An 18945-nucleotide genomic window follows, 5' to 3' on the forward strand; every position below is an offset into this window, starting at 1 on the left:
AAGAAATCACTAATCGTCGGGCTATGAGAAGAATTAACACCATACACTTTATTGGTATTGGTGGTGCTGGTATGGGCGGCATAGCAGAAGTATTGGCTTATGAGGGGTATCGGATCACGGGATCTGATATTGCTCAAAATGCCATGACTGAGCGGTTATTGAAAGCGGGTGCTGAGGTTTTTATTGGGCATCATGAGAATAATATTAAAGATGCCAATGTGGTCGTTGTATCGAGCGCAATTGATGAGCAAAACCCTGAAATTATCGCTGCTAAGGCAGCGCGTATTCCAATTGTGCGCCGTGCAGAAATGTTGGCTGAGTTAATGCGTTTTCGTCATGGTATTGCCATTGCGGGTACACATGGCAAAACCACTACCACAAGTTTAATAGCCAGTATTTTTGCTCAGGCAAAATTAGACCCTACTTTTGTTATTGGCGGGTTATTAAATAGTGCTGGCACTAACGCAAAATTAGGCACCAGTGATGTGCTTATTGCTGAAGCAGATGAAAGTGATGCGTCGTTTTTGCATTTACAACCTATGGTATCTGTGATCACCAATATTGAAGCAGATCATATGGATACTTACCAAGGTGATTTTGAAAAAATGAAAGACACCTACGTGGATTTTATTCATAACCTGCCATTTTATGGTTTAGCCGTCGTGTGTATTGACTCACAAGTTGCGGCAGATTTAATCCCACGCTTTGCACGTCCAACCATTACTTATGGGGAGTCGGAGCTGGCAGATTACCGGATGCAAGACTTTCAACAGACACTCAATAGTAGTGAGTTCTCGGTGGTTAGTAAAAAAGGTGAGTTAATCGAAGTAAAACTAAACATGCCTGGTAAGCACAACGCTCTTAATGCCACTGCAGCTATTGCTGTAGCTAAAGATCATCACATAGACAATGGTGCTATTTTAGCCGCCCTTGAGCAGTTTGAAGGAATTGGTCGACGTTTTCAGCACTATGGTGAATTTGCAAACGAGCGTGGCACCGTTATGTTAGTGGATGATTATGGTCATCACCCATCAGAAGTGGCTGTTACTGTACAGGCGGTGCGTGCTGGGTGGGCGGATAAGCGTTTAGTGATGATTTATCAACCCCACCGCTATACAAGAACACGCGACTTATATGAGGATTTTGTGAAAGTCCTTGCTGAAGTTGACCAGTTGATTTTGTTAGATGTTTATAGTGCTGGTGAGTCTCCCATTGTCGGTGCTGATAGTAAAAGTTTGTGTCGTAGCTTAAGACAACGAGGTGTTGAGCCAATTCACGTTGCTGATCATAAAGAGTTATCAGCAATACTGGCTGAGGTAATACAAGATAATGACCTCGTCATTACTCAAGGTGCAGGTAATATAGGTCAAATCGTTAAACAATTGGCTGCCAGTCAAATGTTGGTTACTCAATTACAGCAAGGTGAAGCATGAGTCGATTTGGAAAAGTAGCAGTATTGCTTGGTGGCAGCTCTGCTGAGCGAGAAGTGTCTCTTAAATCTGGTGAAGCAGTTTTAAATGCTTTGCTTCAGGCTGGCGTAGATGCTTTGGCCTTTGATCCCGCCGAGCGAGACCTGTGGGAATTAAAAAACTTAGCCATTGAGCGTGTGTTTATTGCGCTTCATGGTCGAGGCGGAGAGGATGGTACTATACAGGGTGCTTTAGAGTATATGGGCATTCCATACACTGGCAGTGGTGTATTAGGCAGTGCATTAGCAATGGATAAAGTACGTTGTAAACGCCTTTTTCAATCGGCCAAGTTGAGCACAGCCGCTTATACAGTGATAGATGCCAATACTGGTTTTGACGCGCAGAGTATTATCAATGAATTTGGTAAGGTGATGGTAAAGCCATCACACGAAGGGTCTAGTATTGGTATGGCGCAGGCCAGTAATGCACAAGAGTTGAATGTAGCGCTCACTCATGCTTTTAAATTTGATGATCAAGTATTGGTTGAGCAGTGGATCACGGGTCCAGAGTTTACTGTTGCAATGCTAGGTGGCGAGGCGTTGCCAGTCATTGAAATGAAAACGCCACGTGGTTTCTATGATTACGAAGCCAAGTATCAAGTCAATAGTACACAATATTTTTGTCCTGCTGATATCTCAAATGCTTATGCATCACAATTACAAGTAATGTCTAAGCATGCTTTTGAGTTAGTGGGTGCAAAAGGTTGGGGTCGTGTTGATGCGATGCAAGATGATAATGGGCAATTTTATTTGCTTGAAGTGAATACAGTTCCAGGGATGACGCAAAAGTCATTAGTACCTATGGCGGCTAAAGCACAAGGCATAAGTTTTGAACAACTAGTTGTTCGCATTTTGGAACAAACGCTTTAAAATGCGTGCATTTTTTGATAAAGCCAAACTGCTAAAACAGCGCCTTAATTGGTCGTTGATTTTAGGTGTCAGCTTTTTCATGTTGGTTATACTGAGTGTAATTAAAGGTACATACTGGGTAAGTGATTGGTTAGTAGAGCATAAAGATGCGCAAATAAAGCAATTAACAGTACTAGGTAAACCTTATTACACCAAAGAAGTCGATATTATTGCGGCGATTAAAGAAGTTGATTTGAGTAGCTACTTTGAACTTGATGTTAAGTCTGTGCATAACAAGGTACAAGATCTGCCTTGGGTAGCCCATGTGTCAGTGCGTAAGCAATGGCCTGATCAATTACAGGTCTATGTTGTTGAGCATCAACCTGTTGCAGTGTGGAATAGTGATTTACTGCTCAATAAGCAAGGTGATGTTTTTCAAGCTCAAAGTGAACAACTAAGTACACAGTTGCCCCAGTTATATGGGCCTGAAGGGAGTGAACGCGAAGCTTGGCAGACCTTCTTGCAGTTTAAAGACATGCTGTTGGTGAATAATTTTGAGCTAGTAAGCTTGGCGCTATCGGAGCGTTTTGCTTGGCAGCTTTGGCTAGATAGTGGTGTGCGGCTTAATTTAGGTCGAGAGAGTATAGCCAAACGAGTACAAAGATTTATTGATGTTTATCCAAAAATGCAGGCACCGGAAGGTGCCATGATTGATGTGATAGACCTGCGTTATGATACGGGGCTGGCGATTAGCTGGAAATATCCGCAAGTACAAGAACAACAAAGTAAGAGTGAAGCATGACCAAGTCAGCAGAAAGAAATTTAGTGATAGGGTTGGATGTAGGTACTTCAAAAGTAGTTGCGACCGTTGGTGAAATTACCGCGGATAATCAGCTTAGTATAGTTGGTGTGGGCAACCAAGTCTCTTATGGTATGGATAAGGGTGGTGTTAATGATCTCAACCTTGTCTCAGAGTCTATTCGTCGTGCGATTGATGAAGCGGAACTGATGGCGGATTGCCGTATTAGTTCTGTTTATTTAGGTATCTCTGGTAAGCATATTCAATGCCAGAACGAAAGCGGCGTGGTAGCGATTAACAATGCTGAAGTGAGTGATGACGATATTGCTAACGTGATACATATTGCGCGTTCCGTACCAATTTCTGCAGAACGTAAAATGCTCCATTCATTGCCACAAGAATACAGCATTGATATGCAAGAGGGGATAAAGAATCCCCTTGGTATGAGTGGGGTTCGTATGGAAGCCAAAGCCCATATCATAACTTGCTCGAATGATATGGCTAAAAATTTAGAGAAGTGTGTTGAACGCTGCGGGCTTCAAGTTGATCAATTAACGTTTAGTGCGTTGGCTTCTTGTTATTCGGTACTCACGGATGATGAAAAGGAACTGGGTGTCGCGGTTGTTGATATTGGTGGAGGGACGATGGATATTGCTATCTATTTAAATGGCGCATTACGTCACTCTGCTGTAATCCCTGTTGCAGGTAATCAGGTTACCGGTGATATTGCTAAAATATTTCGTACTCCTATCTCTCATGCTGAGTCATTAAAAGTACAATATGCCTGTGCTAGCAGCCAAATGGCTAGCAATGAAGATACAATAGAAGTACCTAGTGTGGGTGGTCGTCCAGCACGCTTAATGTCTCGACACACGTTATCTGAAGTTGTTGAGCCTAGGTTCAGAGAGTTATTAGAGTTGGCGCTTGAAGAAATACGCCGCTCAGGTTTTGAAGATCAAATTGCTGCGGGTCTTGTTATTACTGGTGGAAGCGGGAAAATGACCGGTGCCCTTGAGGTGGCCGAAGATATTTGTCAAATGCCTGTGAGAATAGGTAAACCCATCGGTGTAACGGGCCTAACAGATTATGTTAACGATCCTGCATATGCAACAGCGGTAGGTTTGTTACAATACGGCCGTACACTGCAATCGATGAATGCACAAAAGTCCAAAGCAGAGACGGAAGGAAGTTGGTGGAGCCGCATTACAAAATGGTTCCAAGGTGAGTTTTAAGCTCAAGTCGGAGAGTGAAGATGTTTGATATTATGGAACAACACAGCGAAGAAGCTGTTATTAAAGTCATTGGTGTGGGTGGTGGTGGTGGTAATGCCGTTGAACACATGGTGAAACAAGAAATTGAAGGTGTACGTTTTGTTGCTGCTAATACCGATGCGCAAGCACTGCGTAAATCATCAGCAGATATAACTGTGCAACTAGGTACTCAAATTACTTCAGGCTTGGGTGCAGGTGCTAACCCAGATGTGGGGCGTAAATCCGCTGAAGAAGATATTGAAACTATCAAATCAGCCTTAGAAGGTGCTGATATGGTATTTATCGCAGCGGGTATGGGCGGTGGAACCGGTACTGGTGCTGCGCCTGTTGTGGCTCGTGTTGCGAAAGAGCTTGGAATTTTAACTGTGGCTGTTGTTACCCGTCCATTTGATTTGGAAGGTAAGAAGCGTATGGCAGCAGCTGATCAAGGGATTGGTGAACTGTCAGAAATTGTAGATTCACTTATTACAATTCCCAACAACAAATTACTTAAAGTTTTAGGCAAAGGAACTACACTGTTAGACGCGTTCGCTAAGGCTAACGATGTACTATATGGTGCTGTACAAGGTATCGCTGAACTAATTACTCGTTCAGGCTTGATCAATGTTGACTTTGCAGACGTAAGAACAGTGATGTCTGCGATGGGAACAGCAATGATGGGTACCGCTTCGGCTTCAGGTCCGGACCGTGCGCAAGAAGCTGCTGAAGCAGCAATTTCAAGTCCTTTATTAGAGGATGTAGATTTAACAGGCGCAAAGGGCATTTTGGTAAATATTACAGCAGGTATGGACATCACTATCGAAGAGTTTGAAGTAGTGGGTAACCACGTTAAAGCACTAGCTTCAGAGAATGCGACTGTGGTTGTTGGTGCCGTTATTGACCCTGAAATGAGCGAAGAGCTACGTGTAACTGTGGTTGCAACTGGTTTAGGTGGTGAGCGCCGTCCTCAATTCGGTATTGTAGATAATGGCTTTAAAAAGGTTGTAGGGTCTGATTCGAGTAATGAGGCTCAAGAAAGCACTCAATCAGCAGGTATGTTTGTTCCTAGTTTTACACAGCCACAAACAGATGGTACTCAGGAAACAGCATCTCAGAAGAGTAAACCAGCCGCAAGTAATAAGCCAAGCGCTAGTACAGAAACAAGTAAAGTAGGTAGCAAAGAAGCAGATAAAGAAAAAGAAAATTATTTCGATATTCCTGCGTTTTTGCGTAAGCAATCAGATTAATATCTGATTATAGATTGAACAATTGGCAGCTGATCGTATTTATGATACAATCCGCCGTCTATGTGTAATAAAAGTGGGCGAAGCTATGATTAGACAACGTACAATTGCCGAAGTTGTAAAAGCAACGGGTGTAGGGCTTCATAAAGGCGAAAAGGTCACGATCACTCTCCGACCAGCGAGCGAAAACACCGGAGTGGTATTTCGTCGTGTGGATCTTGATCCAGTCGTTAATTTTGAAACTACGCCAGAAGCTGTTGGAGATACGCAGCTGTGTACGTGTTTAACTAATAAAGATGGTATTCGTCTTTCGACCACTGAGCACTTAATCGCTGCAGTCGCAGCTATGGGTATCGATAATTTAATTGTTGAGCTTGATAGTGCAGAAGTGCCAATTATGGATGGGAGTGCATTACCATTCATTTATTTATTGCAAAAAGGCGGCATTAAAGAACAAAACGTTGCTAAACGCTTTATTCGTATCAAAGAAAAAGTCCGTGTTGAAGACGGTGATAAGTGGGCAGAAATTACGCCTTATGATGGATTTCACATTGATTTTGAAATTGCGTTTGATCACCCTGCTATCAATGAAAGCCGCCAACGCATTGCGCTGGATATTACTGCACAGAGTTTTACAGAGCAAATCAGTCGAGCTAGAACGTTTGGCTTTATGAAAGACATTGAATACATGCATGCCAATAATTTAGCTTTAGGTGGCAGCATGGACAATGCAGTTGTGCTTGATGATTATAAAGTATTAAACCCAAATGGTCTTCGTTATGATGATGAGTTTGTAAAACACAAAATATTAGATTGTGTGGGTGACATGTTTATGGCTGGGTACAATATCCTCGGTAAGATCACATGTTTTAAATCAGGCCATGGCTTAAATAATAAGTTGTTACGTCAGATTATGGCAACTGAATCAGCATGGGAATGGGCTACGTTCGATGAACCTGTCTCAATGCCAGCACCAGGTCTTGAAGTTACTACGGCTTGAAGCACACAATATAGATAAAAAAAATGACGCATTATGCGTCATTTTTTTTATCTATATTGTGTGCATGAGCAGCAAGTTTGAGCAGTTTGGCTTGTAAACTTGGCGGGGCGTTGCTCGCAAGTTCTTTTAATTGTTCCGCTGTTTGCTCACTCATGACACGGTTACATGTTTGAGTGTTCTGTAACTTGCCTTTATCTTGGCGAGTTGCCAAACGTTGCTGCGCTTCTGGGTTAGTCGTGATTTTAACTTGTGAGCATTCAATCATGCCCGCTTTGCGAAACTGGGATAAAATTTCCATCTTAAGATAGTTGAGTCGAGTTGCCAAAGTAGCAGATGCGGCTTCTATAACTAAAGTACCATCACGATAATTAGCAACCCGAGATTTCTTGCTTAAAATAGGGCCAATGGCTTTTTCTAAACATTGCTGTAGTTCAGCCATTTTTTTTGATTTGTCGGTGTAATTAACTAACTTATTTGACCACTTACCCATCAGTTCATTGAGCTGTTTTGGATCATAGCGACTTTTTGCCATACCGTGCCTAGCCTCGTTGGTAATGCTGTCAGCAGTATAACGCTCTCTAAGGCACAACAGAAGTTTTATTGATACCCTTGAATTTATAGAGTCTAGTACCCATCTTACTTAACAACCTCAAATACCATTGAAGCAGTTAATAACTAACTCAAATGGGTAGCGGTAACGCCATTGAATTATATAGCAGTACTAAATTGACACAAAAATGGGTTGATTTCACTTCAGTGGTTTGCACTGTCGCTGAGTCTGGTATGATAAGGCATAATTTTAAATTTAGGCAATACAACAAGTACTAACTTTACTTGTTGCCAAAGCGAAGCAGTGCGACCTCACCTGCCAAAAATAATATGGATGTGGCGTAGGTCAGCCATCACAAGAGCGAAACGGTTTTAACATGATAGCTAATTTATTTACCAAGATTTTTGGTAGTCGCAACGACCGCACTATTAAAAACATAAGAAAAACGGTCGCTTTAATAAATGCCCTTGAAGCGCAGTATGGCGCGCTTTCAGATGATGAGCTAAAAGCAAAAACAGCTGAATTTAGACAGCGTTTTGAACAAGGTACAAGCCTAGACGATTTATTACCTGAAGCGTTTGCAACGGTACGAGAAGCATCAAAGCGTGTATTTAACATGCGTCACTTTGATGTACAAATGGTGGGTGGTGTTGTTTTGCACCAAGGTCGTATATCAGAAATGCGTACAGGTGAAGGTAAAACGTTAACTGCGACTCTACCTGCATATCTTAATGGCCTTACAGGTAAGGGTGTTCATGTTATTACAGTTAACGATTATTTAGCAAAGCGTGATGCAGAAACTAACCGTCCGCTGTTTGAATTTTTAGGCTTAAGCGTTGGCTGTAACGTACCAGGCATGATGCCTCAACAGAAAAAAGCCGCGTATTCGGCTGATATTACATACGGTACAAATAACGAATTTGGTTTTGATTATCTGCGCGATAATATGGCGTTTAGTATAGATGAAAGAGTGCAACGTCCACTGTATTACGCTGTTGTGGATGAGGTAGACTCGATCTTAATTGATGAAGCTCGTACGCCGTTAATCATCTCAGGTCCAGCTGAAGATAGCTCTGAGCTATACACCAAAGTTAATACCTTAGTTCCGCTATTAGAACTGCAAGAAAAAGAAGATGAAGAAGGTATTGAAGGTGATGGTGATTTCACACTCGATGAAAAATCAAAGCAGGTCCATTTGACTGAACGTGGTCAACTGAAAGTAGAAGAATTATTGATTGAGCACGGCTTAATCGAAGAAGGCGATTCGCTATATTCAGCAGGTAACATTACGCTTTTAAGTCACGCTTATGCTGCACTACGTGCCCACAAGTTATATCAAAAAGATGTGGATTATGTCGTTAAAGATAACGAAGTTATCATCGTTGATGAGCATACGGGACGTACAATGGAAGGGCGCCGTTGGTCTGAGGGCTTACATCAGGCTGTTGAGGCCAAAGAAGGCGTACGTATTCAAAATGAAAACCAAACGTTAGCATCGATTACTTTCCAAAACTATTTCCGTATCTACGATAAGTTAGCGGGTATGACTGGTACAGCTGATACAGAGGCTTTTGAGTTTCAGTCAATCTATGGCTTAGATACAGTTGTAATTCCGACAAATAAGCCAATGATCCGCGACGATCGTGCTGATCTGGTTTATTTAACACAAGATGAAAAGTTTGACGCAATTTTGGAAGACATCCGAGATTGTCAAAAACGTGGTCAACCAGTGCTTGTTGGTACTATTTCAATCGAAAGTTCTGAATACTTATCGCATTTCTTAACAAAAGAAAAAATTAAGCATAATGTACTTAACGCAAAGTTCCATGCTCAAGAAGCAGATATTGTTGCTGATGCTGGTTTACCTGGTACAGTTACAATCGCTACAAATATGGCCGGTCGTGGTACGGATATCGTGCTTGGTGGTAACTGGCAGGCTGACATTGCAAAAATTGAAAACCCAACGGATGAACAAATAGCCCAGATAAAAGCACAGTGGCAAAAAACACATGATGAGGTTATTGCCGCTGGTGGTTTACATATTATTGGTACTGAACGTCATGAATCTCGTCGTATCGATAATCAGTTACGTGGTCGCTCTGGTCGTCAAGGAGACGCGGGATCGAGCCGTTTTTACTTATCAATGGATGACGCCTTAATGCGTATTTTCGCTGGCGAACGTATGACTAATATGATGCGTAAGCTTGGTATGCAAAAAGGGGAAGCGATTGAGCATCCTTGGGTTAATCGTGCCATTGAAAATGCACAGCGTAAAGTTGAGGCGCGAAACTTTGATATTCGCAAGCAATTGTTAGAATATGATGACGTTGCAAATGACCAACGTCGTGTAGTCTATGAGCAGCGTAATGAGTTACTTGTCGAAGGTGATATTTCAGAAACCATTACAGCAATTCGCAGCGACGTACTTAACAGCCTCATTGATCAGTACATTGCGCCACAAAGCTTGGCTGAAATGTGGGATATTCCAGGCTTGGAAGAAAGAATTAAAGGTGACTTTTTAATAGAGTTACCAGTAGCACAGTGGCTTGCTGATGATGAAAAGTTATATGAAGAAAAGCTACGCGATCGTATTTCAGAAGAATTAGATTCTGCTTACAAGCAAAAAGAGCTGATGGTTGGTCCTGATGTCTTACGCCAATTTGAGAAAGCGGTTATGTTACAAAGCTTAGATCAACATTGGAAAGATCACTTAGCTGCAATGGATCACTTACGTCAAGGTATTCATTTACGTGGTTACGCACAGAAAAATCCTAAGCAAGAATATAAACGCGAGTCGTTTGAATTATTCTCAGAAATGTTAGAAAACTTAAAAGTAGATGTAGTTGGTATTCTTAGTAAGGTGCAAGTGCGTGCTGAAGAAGATGTTGAGAAAGTAGAGCAACAACACCGCCGCAGTGAACAAATGCCAAAAGAATATCAGCATGCAGAAGCTGAACACGTTGGTGGTGAGGTGCCTGAAGGCGTTGCGGTTGCAGCAAGAGCTGAACAGAAAGTTGGACGCAATGATCCATGTCCTTGCAAGTCAGGTAAAAAGTTTAAACAGTGTTGTGGTAAATTAAAGTAAGTAAACACTCAATTATAAATTTTTAAAAGCGGCCTTAGGTCGCTTTTTTTTCGAGAGGATAAAATGGCTAAGAAACACGTAAAAGTAGCTGTGGGTGTGATCATTCAAAATAGAAATATTTTTGTTAGTAAACGTAGTGAACACCAACATCAAGGCGGCTTGTGGGAGTTTCCCGGTGGGAAGGTAGAAGCAGGTGAAAGTGTTACCGATGCACTTAATCGAGAGTTAAAAGAAGAAGTTAATATTGATGTTCACAGCTCAGATGCCTTTATGATTATTGAGCATGATTATGGTGACAAGCATGTATGTTTAGATATTCATTTAGTGAATGATTTTTCCGGAGAGCCAAAAGGGTTAGAGGGTCAGCCATGTAAATGGGTTAGTATTGAACAGCTTCATGAACTGGCTTTCCCCACTGCTAATCTGGAAATAGTGGCTAAATTACAGGCTGAATTTTAATCTTACGTGCAGTTATACATGATTTGTTACTTTTCCTTTTATACCAATCTTTGCTTTGAGTTTGTTTTAGGTAAACAGGACGTTTAGTATGATCATGTATTACTGATAGGAAAATCATAATGAATAAAATTACTTTAACTGCAGCAAGTGTTGCAATTACTTTAGGCTTGCTTGGCTGTAGCGAACCTACCACGAACTCTAACAGCAGTGCATCACAAGAGTCTATTCAAACCGCATTTGTGTCTGGCATTAACCTAAATAACATTGACCGAACAGTAAAAGCGCAAGATGATTTTTATTATCATGTAAATGGAAAATGGTTAGAAAAAACCAAAATACCAGCAGATAAATCAAATTATGGCTCCTTCACGCAATTATATGATGAATCACAAAAAGCACTAAAAGATGTGTTAGAAAGGGCTAAAGCTAACTCACAATCAACACTGGGAAGTGATGAGCATAAGTTAGGGGCGTTTTATGCTAGCTATATGGATGAAACAGCACGTGATGAGCTGGGCTTATCACCAATAAAAACATACTTGACAGATATTAATGCCATTAAGAATAAGAGTGAATTACCTACACTAATGGCAAGTATGTTAACAAAAGGCGGCGATAATCCATTTGGTTGGTATGTAAATAATGATGCGAAAAACTCTAGCGAACATGCACTTTACTTATATCAAGCAGGGTTGGGTTTACCAGATAGAGATTATTATTTAAAAGACACTGAAAAATTTAACATCTTACGTGCTGAGTATGTTGAATACATAGCGCAGGTATTTAGCCGTTTAGGGAACGAAGATGCATTGCAAGTTGCAGAAGAAATCTTTGAGCTTGAAAAATCGATGGCACAAGCACAGTGGACGCGTGTAGAAAGTAGAGATGCAACAAAAACTTATAATAAAATGACAGTTGCACAAGCTGAACAGCTAATGCCTGATTTTAAATTATCAGCATACTTTCAAGCGCTAGGTCTTAATTTAGAGGAGCTCGTTGTTAGTCAGCCTTCATATTTTGAAAGTTTGTCGAGTGTTTTTGCAAACACATCACTTAAAACTTGGCAAAATTACTTAACTTTTCATTTTGTAAACAACCATGCACAGTTATTGAACAAAGAAATGGTTGAACTGAAATTTAATTTTTTTGGTAAAAAACTACGCGGTTTAGAAGAGCAATCGCCAACATGGAAAAAAGCAGTGGATGCCAGTAATGAAGTGCTTGGTGAGTTGCTTGGTAAAATTTATGTGCAGCAATATTTCCCACCAGAAGCCAAAGCTAAAATGGAGCAATTGGTTGCAAACCTAATCAAAGGGTTTGAACAGGCAATTGATGAATTAGAGTGGATGAGTGCCCAGACGAAAGTTGCAGCAAAGGAAAAGTTAAGCAAGTTCACACCCAAAATTGGTTATCCTGATAAGTGGAAAGACTACTCAGCTCTTGATATTAATCGTGACGATTTGTTAGGTAACTACGTGCGATACAGTCAGTGGGCTTATCAGAACATGATCGATAAAATTGGTCGCCCAGTAGATCGTTCTGAGTGGTTTATGATGCCACAAACTGTGAATGCATATTATAACCCGGTAAATAATGAGATTGTTTTTCCTGCCGCTATTTTACAGCCGCCATTTTTTAATTTAGCGGCGGAGGATGCGGTTAACTATGGTGCAATCGGCGCTGTTATTGGTCATGAGTTAGGCCATGGATTTGATGACCAAGGCGCTAAATATGACGGTGACGGCAACTTGCGAAACTGGTGGAGCGACTCGGATCTGGCGCAGTTTGAGGTGCGAGGGAAAAAGCTGGTTGAGCAATTTGACCAATTTAAGCCGTTTGAAGATGCTAACGTAAATGGTGAATTTACACTAGGTGAAAACATCGGAGATTTAGGTGGCCTTACTGTTGCCTATAAAGCATATCAAATTTCTCTTGGTGATAATAAGGCACCTGTAATTGATGGTTATACAGGCGAACAGCGTTTCTTTATGGGTTGGTCGCAAATCTGGCGAAGAAAATACCGTGATGAAGAATTACGTAATCGCCTAGTAACTGACCCGCACGCACCAAGTCATTATCGTGTTATCGGCGTATTACCTAATATGCCTGAATTTTATAAAGCCTTTGACGTTAAAGAGGGTGATAAAATGTACTTGGCACCTGAGAAACGCGTTAAAATTTGGTAATTAGTCGTATTTTTCGTTCTATAGCCCGCATTTTGTGGGCTTTTTTATGCCCAATAAACTACACATATCAGTTTTGTTATAACATTAATCACTTGAGCGACCTAAATAACTTACTAACTATGTTAAAAATTACTCATGTAAAATAACGACATACTGAAATATTTGTTTAGTTATTAAGCCAATAATTTGTCGTAATATCTTATTATTTATTTAATGCAATTGGTATTATTGCACCAATATGAAAAAATAATGATAGCGCTGTCATTTTTGTTTCTATATGATGAAATTACATAAACTAAGCTATTTATTAATCAAATCGCACTTAAAACAAGAGAATTAAGCGAACATGTAGCCGCTTTATAAAGGAGCCTAGGATGAACTTTAAACACACTTTACTCGCCACTGCGATGGTGGCCACACCACTGTTTACCCATGCAGCATTGTCACAGGCTCAATTGCAGCGCTTCACGCAAGGCACTGAATTTATGTTTGCTGTTGAGGATAACTTTCATAAAGGGGTTGGTAGTGTACTTGCGTCTATTACCTTAAAAAATGACTCCGGTGTTGCTTTGCCAAAAGGTGAGAGTGATTGGCAGATTTATATTCATTCAATTAGAAAAATTCAAACTAAGCAGGTCGCAGGTCTTAAAATTGAACATATAAATGGAGATCTTAACCGTTTGGTCCCTACCAAAGAGTTTGCAGGCCTCAATAGTGGTGAGAGTTTAAAAGTGCAATATGAAGCAAGTGCTTGGCTTGCGGCATACAGTGATTTTATGCCGCGTGCTTTTATGGTGGCAAACTCTCAAAAACCAGTTATTTTCGCAAATACAGATACTGAAGACTTTACCCAGTTTGTGGCACCTATTGAACGAGAAAACCAACTAAAGCGTTATAATGACCCTGTTGACTATACCAAAATTGCAAATGCTCAATTGCGATTTGAACGCAATCAACAAAAGCTATCAGTAAGTAAAGAAGAAGCAATTAAGCGTATTATTCCCAAGCCTAGTAACGTCGATTTTAACCGAGGCACTGCGGTGCTTAATAGTGATTGGCAAATACGTTATGCGGGTAGGCTTAAATCTGAAGTGAACGTATTTACACAAAGCTTAGCATCTTATGGCCTGAAGTTAGAGGCAAAGCCTGATCATATTTCAGTTGCTAACTCACCTGTCATAATCTTAAAAGTGGATGAATCAATCGCTAAAGGTAAAGCTGAAAGTTATCGTTTAGAGGTGGATGATGAGAAAATAACTGTTGTAGGTACAGATAATGCTGGCGTGTTTTATGGTATACAAAGCTTACTTGCACTGTTTTCGCCTGATGTGCAAGAGAATATCGAAATCCCTAATGTTGAAATAGAAGATAGCCCTCGTTTTTCTTGGCGAGGAATGCACTATGACAATGCGCGTAACTACCATGGTAAAGATGCACTGTTCAAGCTAGTTGAGCACATGGCACGCTATAAAATGAATGTGCTACATTGGCACTTTTCAGAGGATGAGGGTTGGCGCTTAGAGATCCCCGACCTACCTGAACTTACCCAAATAGGTGGCTATCGCTGTTTTGACTTAAGTGAGCAGAGCTGTTTACTAACGCAATTGGGCACTGGGCCATTTAAATCAGGTTCTGGTAATGGCTATTTATCCCGTAAAGATTTTGTGGAGTTACTTAAATTTGCTACAGCAAGGCACATTAAAATAGTTCCTGAAATAGAAGGCCCCGGTCATGCGAGGGCGTCGATAAAAGCAATGGAAGCCAGATATAAAAAGTTCACAGACATAGGCAATGATAGTGCTGCAAGTACATATTTACTTAGTGAACCTGATGATAAATCACAATACCTGACCGTCCAAAACTATCATGATAACTCTATGAACGTATGCCTTGATTCTACTTATGCATTTATTGATAAAGTGACCTATGAGTTGCAAAGTATGTATCGAGATGCAGGTACACGACTAACCCATTTACACTTTGGTGGTGATGAAGTAGGTAGCGGTTCATGGAGCCAATCTAAAGCATGTCAGGCATTATTCTCAGAGCCAAATAATGGTGTAGCGGGCGTTGCTGACTTAAAACCGTATTTTACGCAAAGAGTAGCCAGTCTTTTCGATAAACGTGGCATTACGCCTGGTGCTTGGGAAGATGGTTTAATGTACGACAAGGTTAACCCATTTAATCGAGATGGCTTTCCCAATAAGGAGGTTACGGTTAATGTCTGGGATAATATATGGGAGTGGGGGGTAGCTGATAGAGCATATCGACTTGCGAATGATGGATATCAGGTTATTTTATCGCATGGCACTCATTTATACTTTGATCACCCATATGAAGCTCACCCTGATGAAAGAGGTTATTACTGGGCAACACGTTACATCGATACTAAAAAAGCGTTTGGATATATGCCAGATGATGTATATGGCAATGCTGACTTTACGCGCAACCGCGAACCCATTGTTAACCTTGAAGCTTTAGTTGGGCGCGAATTACCTAAACTTGTAAAGCCAGAAAATATCTTAGGCGTACAGGGTCAGGTATGGAGTGAAACCATTCGTACTGAGGAGCAAGTGCTGGCGATGATCTTCCCTCGTATTTTATCGGTCGCGGAACGAGCATGGCATAAAGCTGAGTGGGAAAGCTTAGGTGCAAATCAAAATAATTTTGCAAAAGACTGGCAAGAGTTCGCGGCAGCAGTTTCAGTTAAAGAGCTCACAAAATTGCAAAAGGGCGGAGTCAATGCCAATTTACCTGTGCCCGGAGCTTTATTAAAAGACGGTAAGCTACATGCCAATAGTGCGTTTCCGTATTTGACTATCGAATACTCTTTAAATAATGGGAAAACCTGGTTGCACTATAGCGAGCCTGTGAATATCAATGATGCTCAAGCTGTTCAATTAAGAACACGTCATGGTGAGAATAACGTTAGCCGTGTCACAAACTTAAATAAGTAGATTTAAATGCAAAGCAAGTAACTAGCACTGTCAGTTTGTATTAGTACTAGTTACATTTGTGTTTAAAATCTAACTAGTCAAAGATAAAATTTTAACGTAAAGTTAAATGTCAGCGCTGTCATTTTTTAATGCAGCTCTAATAATGATATTAATTAGCGACAAGAAGAAAATTATGGAAGCAATCGTGGAAATTGAAGATAAAGAGAAGCAAAGTATTTGGTTGCCAATGATACTTGCCGGTTCAATGTTTTTCATCTTAGGGTGTATCACTTGGTTGAACGGTGCAATAACTCCATTTTTACAACAAATGTTGGAGCTAACGCCGTTGCAGGCCTCTTTTATTATATCGTCCTTTTATATTGCAGTAACGGTTGCTGGTATTCCATCAGCGATGCTCATTAAGCGAGTTGGTTACAAAAATGGAATGGCGATTGGTTGTGTAGTTATGGCTGCATCAGCATTAATGTATATTCCTGCAGCAAAAATGCAAATGATAGAGATCTTTTTGTTTGCACAATTAATGATAGGTGTTGGCCAAACTGTTTTGCAAACGGCCGTGAACCCTTATGTTGTTAAAATGGGGTCGGAAAAGTCAGCTGCAGTAAGAGTTTGCATTATGGGTTTGCTCAATAAGTCTGCGGGTGTCATTGTACCAATTATATTTGCAGCAGTGGTTGTAAGCGGCCTTGCTGAAGGTGGCGTGAAGTTAAGCCAAGAGCAAAAAGATATCATGGCTAACAGCTTAATCGGGCCATATATAGGAATTGCTGGGTTAATCTTTATATTCGCTCTGTTTGCGAAGTTCGCACCTTTACCGGACCTTATATTTGACGAAGAAAGCAAAACCAGTAAAGGTGAGCTTAAAGAAACATTGAGTCACCCCCATCTTGTATTGGGTGTCATCGGTATAGCTTTATATGTTGCGGTTGAAGTTATTGCTGCTGATACTATTGGCTCGTATGCTTTGCAACTGGGCATTGCAGATTATTCTGTTATGACTTCTTATACTATGGCTTGTATGCTCATCGGTTATGCAATAGGTATCGCTTTGATCCCACGCTTTATGTCACAACAAAATGCGTTGGTGATGTCTGGAATTGCTGGTATTGTAACTGTTTTGGCGGTTGTATTTGGCAGCAATGACTCATATGCTATTGCAAACTTGGTTCTTGTTCCATTTGGTGGACCTGAGCTACCAGATCCGTTATTGTGTATTGCATTGCTAGGTTTTGCTAACGCTATGGTGTGGCCTGCGATTTGGCCCTTAGCTTTAGATGGTCTGGGCAGGTTGACAGGTACAGCATCTGGCTTATTGATTATGGGTATTGCAGGTGGTGCACTGGGACCACTATTGATTGGTGTTGGTAATGTAGCCGGACTGGGTGCTCAAGGTGCATATAGCTTAATGATACCAAGTTACTTGTTTATCCTCTTCTATGCTGTGAAAGGTCACAAAATGAGAAGTTGGAAGTAAAGAATTTCTATCTATACGTAGAAATAATCCCGTGTGTAATGCCACCGAAAGGTGGCATTTTTTTATTTTAAATTAGTAGCTTAAAAATAATTCCAATGTTATTAAAACATTGATCATTCTAGAAGTTAAATGACTATATTAGAATTTCTGCCTGGCTACTAAGTCATTTATTTAATGCAATTGGTATAAGCCAAATCATTTGCTGAAAAAGTCGTAAGTAACCAAGTGGAATAGATACTTTGATTGGGTGGTAAATTACATAGTTTAAAAAATAGAAAATTGAATGGAATGATTCAAAGAAAATTGGGGCGACTGATGGGACTTGAACCCACGACAACCGGAATCACAATCCAGGGCTCTACCAACTGAGCTACAGCCGCCACAATAACAACACCTATTTGATGTGTGGCGCGCATAATACATAAATATCTGGTATTTGCAAAGTGGTTTGGGCGAAAATACTGCGGCTCTATAAAAGTCATTAAAGTCATTAATGATGAAATGGATAAGGCGGCCAACACCTAATTAAGCCAAAACATAGATAGTTTATGGTAAATCCAATAATGGCAACGTATGTGGCGCATCACTAATTTGATTAGTGAGCAACCCTAAAGTGCGATTCATGTGCCGTTTACCTGAGATAAATAAGAAGATAGAAATACTTAATCTCACGTTACAATGAAGCTGCTATTAACTATCACTAAATGAAGAGCCAGAGAAATAGTTCGACTACGTTTGTTCTCTTGTACGCGACTAAAAACTGGCGAAGGCTAGATGTTCCTTATGATTGTTATAGATTTATATTCTAGTCGTATACTGGTTGGCATATCTATAAACGCATGACGACTGCCTAAGTCGCTTATAAGGATTAGTTTTCCACTCTGATAGAGGTGCCCGGTTAGAGTGGACCAGAGTAATTAAGTGGCTAATGGTATTCCATTTAGCCATATGTGAGGCCTTTCATCTAAATATTGTCTGTAAAATAGGCTGTTTAGATGTTTTAGCTGGTTATTTGTACGAACAGATAAAAAATTAAAGAAAGTGCTTGATCAAAAAAAGGATCGCCCTATAATGCGACCCCACTGACACGGAGCGCTACGCACAATAAGCAAAGCAAAACGAGTCAGCGTCGAGTAAAACTTAAAATGACTTTTTAGTAAAACAAAAACTTCAAATTAAGTGTTGACAAAAAAATAGGAAAGCGTAACATGCGCAGCCCTAGCGAGATAAAGCAAAGCGCTTCATCATCGCCTTGATTACCAAAGCGTAATCATAAATTGTTCTTTAAAAATATGAAGCAATCATCTGTGTGGGCACTCGTACAGGTTGAGTTCTAACAGCGAACCTTCTTTCTTAGATTGAAGCAACGCAAAAAATTTAGAGTCTCAATTGAACTGAGTGACCAACGGAAACAAGTTTACTTGTTTCAACACAGTCAATTCGATATCTCATCTTTTATTAGGTGAATATCAAAATCAGAATTCAATGAGCGCCGTTTTGAAGCTTAGGTTTCAAGACAGAAAAAACTTTTAATTGAAGAGTTTGATCATGGCTCAGATTGAACGCTGGCGGCAGGCCTAACACATGCAAGTCGAGCGGTAACATTTCTAGCTTGCTAGAAGAT

General features: G+C 40.5%; 12 protein-coding genes, 1 tRNA gene and 1 rRNA gene. 12 read left to right on the forward strand and 2 right to left on the reverse strand.

Annotated elements, in window-relative coordinates; translation table 11 throughout:
* Positions 1-23: 23 nt before the first annotated feature.
* From murC to lpxC, 6 genes are all read left to right on the forward strand, one after another.
* On the forward strand, positions 24-1433 hold the full coding sequence (gene murC, locus OCI93_RS16140; protein ID WP_261594606.1) for a UDP-N-acetylmuramate--L-alanine ligase: 1410 nt from the start codon (positions 24-26) through the stop codon (positions 1431-1433).
* Complete coding sequence (locus OCI93_RS16145) at positions 1430-2338, forward strand: D-alanine--D-alanine ligase (protein ID WP_261594522.1); 909 nt, start codon at positions 1430-1432, stop codon at positions 2336-2338. The genes murC and OCI93_RS16145 overlap by 4 nt, the downstream gene beginning before the upstream one ends.
* Position 2339: 1 nt before the next feature.
* Positions 2340-3119, forward strand: a complete 780-nt coding sequence (locus OCI93_RS16150; RefSeq protein ID WP_261594521.1) for a cell division protein FtsQ/DivIB — start codon at positions 2340-2342, stop codon at positions 3117-3119.
* The gene (gene ftsA / locus OCI93_RS16155; RefSeq protein ID WP_261594520.1) at positions 3116-4348 is read left to right on the forward strand and encodes a cell division protein FtsA; all 1233 of its coding nucleotides are present in this window, start codon (positions 3116-3118) and stop codon (positions 4346-4348) included. The genes OCI93_RS16150 and ftsA overlap by 4 nt, the downstream gene beginning before the upstream one ends.
* Before the next feature lie 20 nt (positions 4349-4368).
* Positions 4369-5613: a cell division protein FtsZ gene (ftsZ, locus tag OCI93_RS16160; RefSeq protein WP_261594519.1), complete on the forward strand. Its 1245-nt coding sequence runs from the start codon at positions 4369-4371 to the stop codon at positions 5611-5613.
* An 85-nt stretch (positions 5614-5698) separates the two neighbouring features.
* Positions 5699-6610, forward strand: a complete 912-nt coding sequence (gene lpxC / locus OCI93_RS16165; RefSeq protein ID WP_261626825.1) for a UDP-3-O-acyl-N-acetylglucosamine deacetylase — start codon at positions 5699-5701, stop codon at positions 6608-6610.
* A gap of 31 nt (positions 6611-6641) precedes the next feature.
* Here lpxC and OCI93_RS16170 read toward each other — a convergent pair whose 3' ends face one another.
* Complete coding sequence (locus OCI93_RS16170; protein ID WP_261594517.1) at positions 6642-7142, reverse strand: DUF721 domain-containing protein; 501 nt, start codon at positions 7140-7142, stop codon at positions 6642-6644.
* A gap of 394 nt (positions 7143-7536) precedes the next feature.
* Between OCI93_RS16170 and secA the strand changes: the two genes are divergently transcribed.
* The 5 genes from secA to nagP all read left to right on the forward strand — a co-directional run bounded on the left by secA (position 7537) and on the right by nagP (position 17321).
* Positions 7537-10245 (forward strand): preprotein translocase subunit SecA, encoded by a 2709-nt coding sequence (secA, locus tag OCI93_RS16175; RefSeq protein ID WP_261594516.1) that lies wholly within the window; start codon positions 7537-7539, stop codon positions 10243-10245.
* A 63-nt stretch (positions 10246-10308) separates the two neighbouring features.
* Entirely contained in the window at positions 10309-10704 is a 396-nt protein-coding gene (mutT, locus tag OCI93_RS16180; RefSeq protein WP_261594515.1) for an 8-oxo-dGTP diphosphatase MutT, read from the forward strand.
* Between the two features lie 119 nt (positions 10705-10823).
* On the forward strand, positions 10824-12890 hold the full coding sequence (locus OCI93_RS16185; protein WP_261626826.1) for a M13 family metallopeptidase: 2067 nt from the start codon (positions 10824-10826) through the stop codon (positions 12888-12890).
* A 374-nt stretch (positions 12891-13264) separates the two neighbouring features.
* Entirely contained in the window at positions 13265-15847 is a 2583-nt protein-coding gene (locus OCI93_RS16190) for a family 20 glycosylhydrolase (protein WP_261626827.1), read from the forward strand.
* Between the two features lie 172 nt (positions 15848-16019).
* The gene (gene nagP, locus OCI93_RS16195; RefSeq protein ID WP_261594512.1) at positions 16020-17321 is read left to right on the forward strand and encodes an N-acetylglucosamine MFS transporter NagP; all 1302 of its coding nucleotides are present in this window, start codon (positions 16020-16022) and stop codon (positions 17319-17321) included.
* Positions 17322-17625: 304 nt separating this feature from the next.
* Here the strand turns inward: nagP and OCI93_RS16200 are convergent.
* A tRNA-His gene (locus OCI93_RS16200) sits at positions 17626-17701 on the reverse strand.
* Positions 17702-18851: 1150 nt separating this feature from the next.
* Between OCI93_RS16200 and OCI93_RS16205 the strand changes: the two genes are divergently transcribed.
* A 16S ribosomal RNA gene (locus OCI93_RS16205) occupies positions 18852-18945 on the forward strand; the annotation flags it as partial.

The organism is Pseudoalteromonas holothuriae, from assembly GCF_945859825.1.
In the GTDB taxonomy this organism is placed as follows: domain Bacteria; phylum Pseudomonadota; class Gammaproteobacteria; order Enterobacterales; family Alteromonadaceae; genus Pseudoalteromonas; species Pseudoalteromonas holothuriae.

Bases quoted from the DNA above. Each gene is read 5' to 3' on its own strand.
- secA (WP_261594516.1), top strand. From the start codon at position 7,537: ATGATAGCTAATTTATTTACCAAGATTTTTGGTAGTCGCAACGACCGC.
- mutT (WP_261594515.1), top strand. From the start codon at position 10,309: ATGGCTAAGAAACACGTAAAAGTAGCTGTGGGTGTGATCATTCAAAAT.
- OCI93_RS16150 (WP_261594521.1), top strand. From the start codon at position 2,340: ATGCGTGCATTTTTTGATAAAGCCAAACTGCTAAAACAGCGCCTTAAT.
- OCI93_RS16185 (WP_261626826.1), top strand. From the start codon at position 10,824: ATGAATAAAATTACTTTAACTGCAGCAAGTGTTGCAATTACTTTAGGC.
- lpxC (WP_261626825.1), top strand. From the start codon at position 5,699: ATGATTAGACAACGTACAATTGCCGAAGTTGTAAAAGCAACGGGTGTA.
- OCI93_RS16145 (WP_261594522.1), top strand. From the start codon at position 1,430: ATGAGTCGATTTGGAAAAGTAGCAGTATTGCTTGGTGGCAGCTCTGCT.
- ftsA (WP_261594520.1), top strand. From the start codon at position 3,116: ATGACCAAGTCAGCAGAAAGAAATTTAGTGATAGGGTTGGATGTAGGT.
- murC (WP_261594606.1), top strand. From the start codon at position 24: ATGAGAAGAATTAACACCATACACTTTATTGGTATTGGTGGTGCTGGT.
- OCI93_RS16190 (WP_261626827.1), top strand. From the start codon at position 13,265: ATGAACTTTAAACACACTTTACTCGCCACTGCGATGGTGGCCACACCA.
- ftsZ (WP_261594519.1), top strand. From the start codon at position 4,369: ATGTTTGATATTATGGAACAACACAGCGAAGAAGCTGTTATTAAAGTC.
- OCI93_RS16170 (WP_261594517.1), bottom strand. From the start codon at position 7,142: ATGGCAAAAAGTCGCTATGATCCAAAACAGCTCAATGAACTGATGGGT.
- nagP (WP_261594512.1), top strand. From the start codon at position 16,020: ATGGAAGCAATCGTGGAAATTGAAGATAAAGAGAAGCAAAGTATTTGG.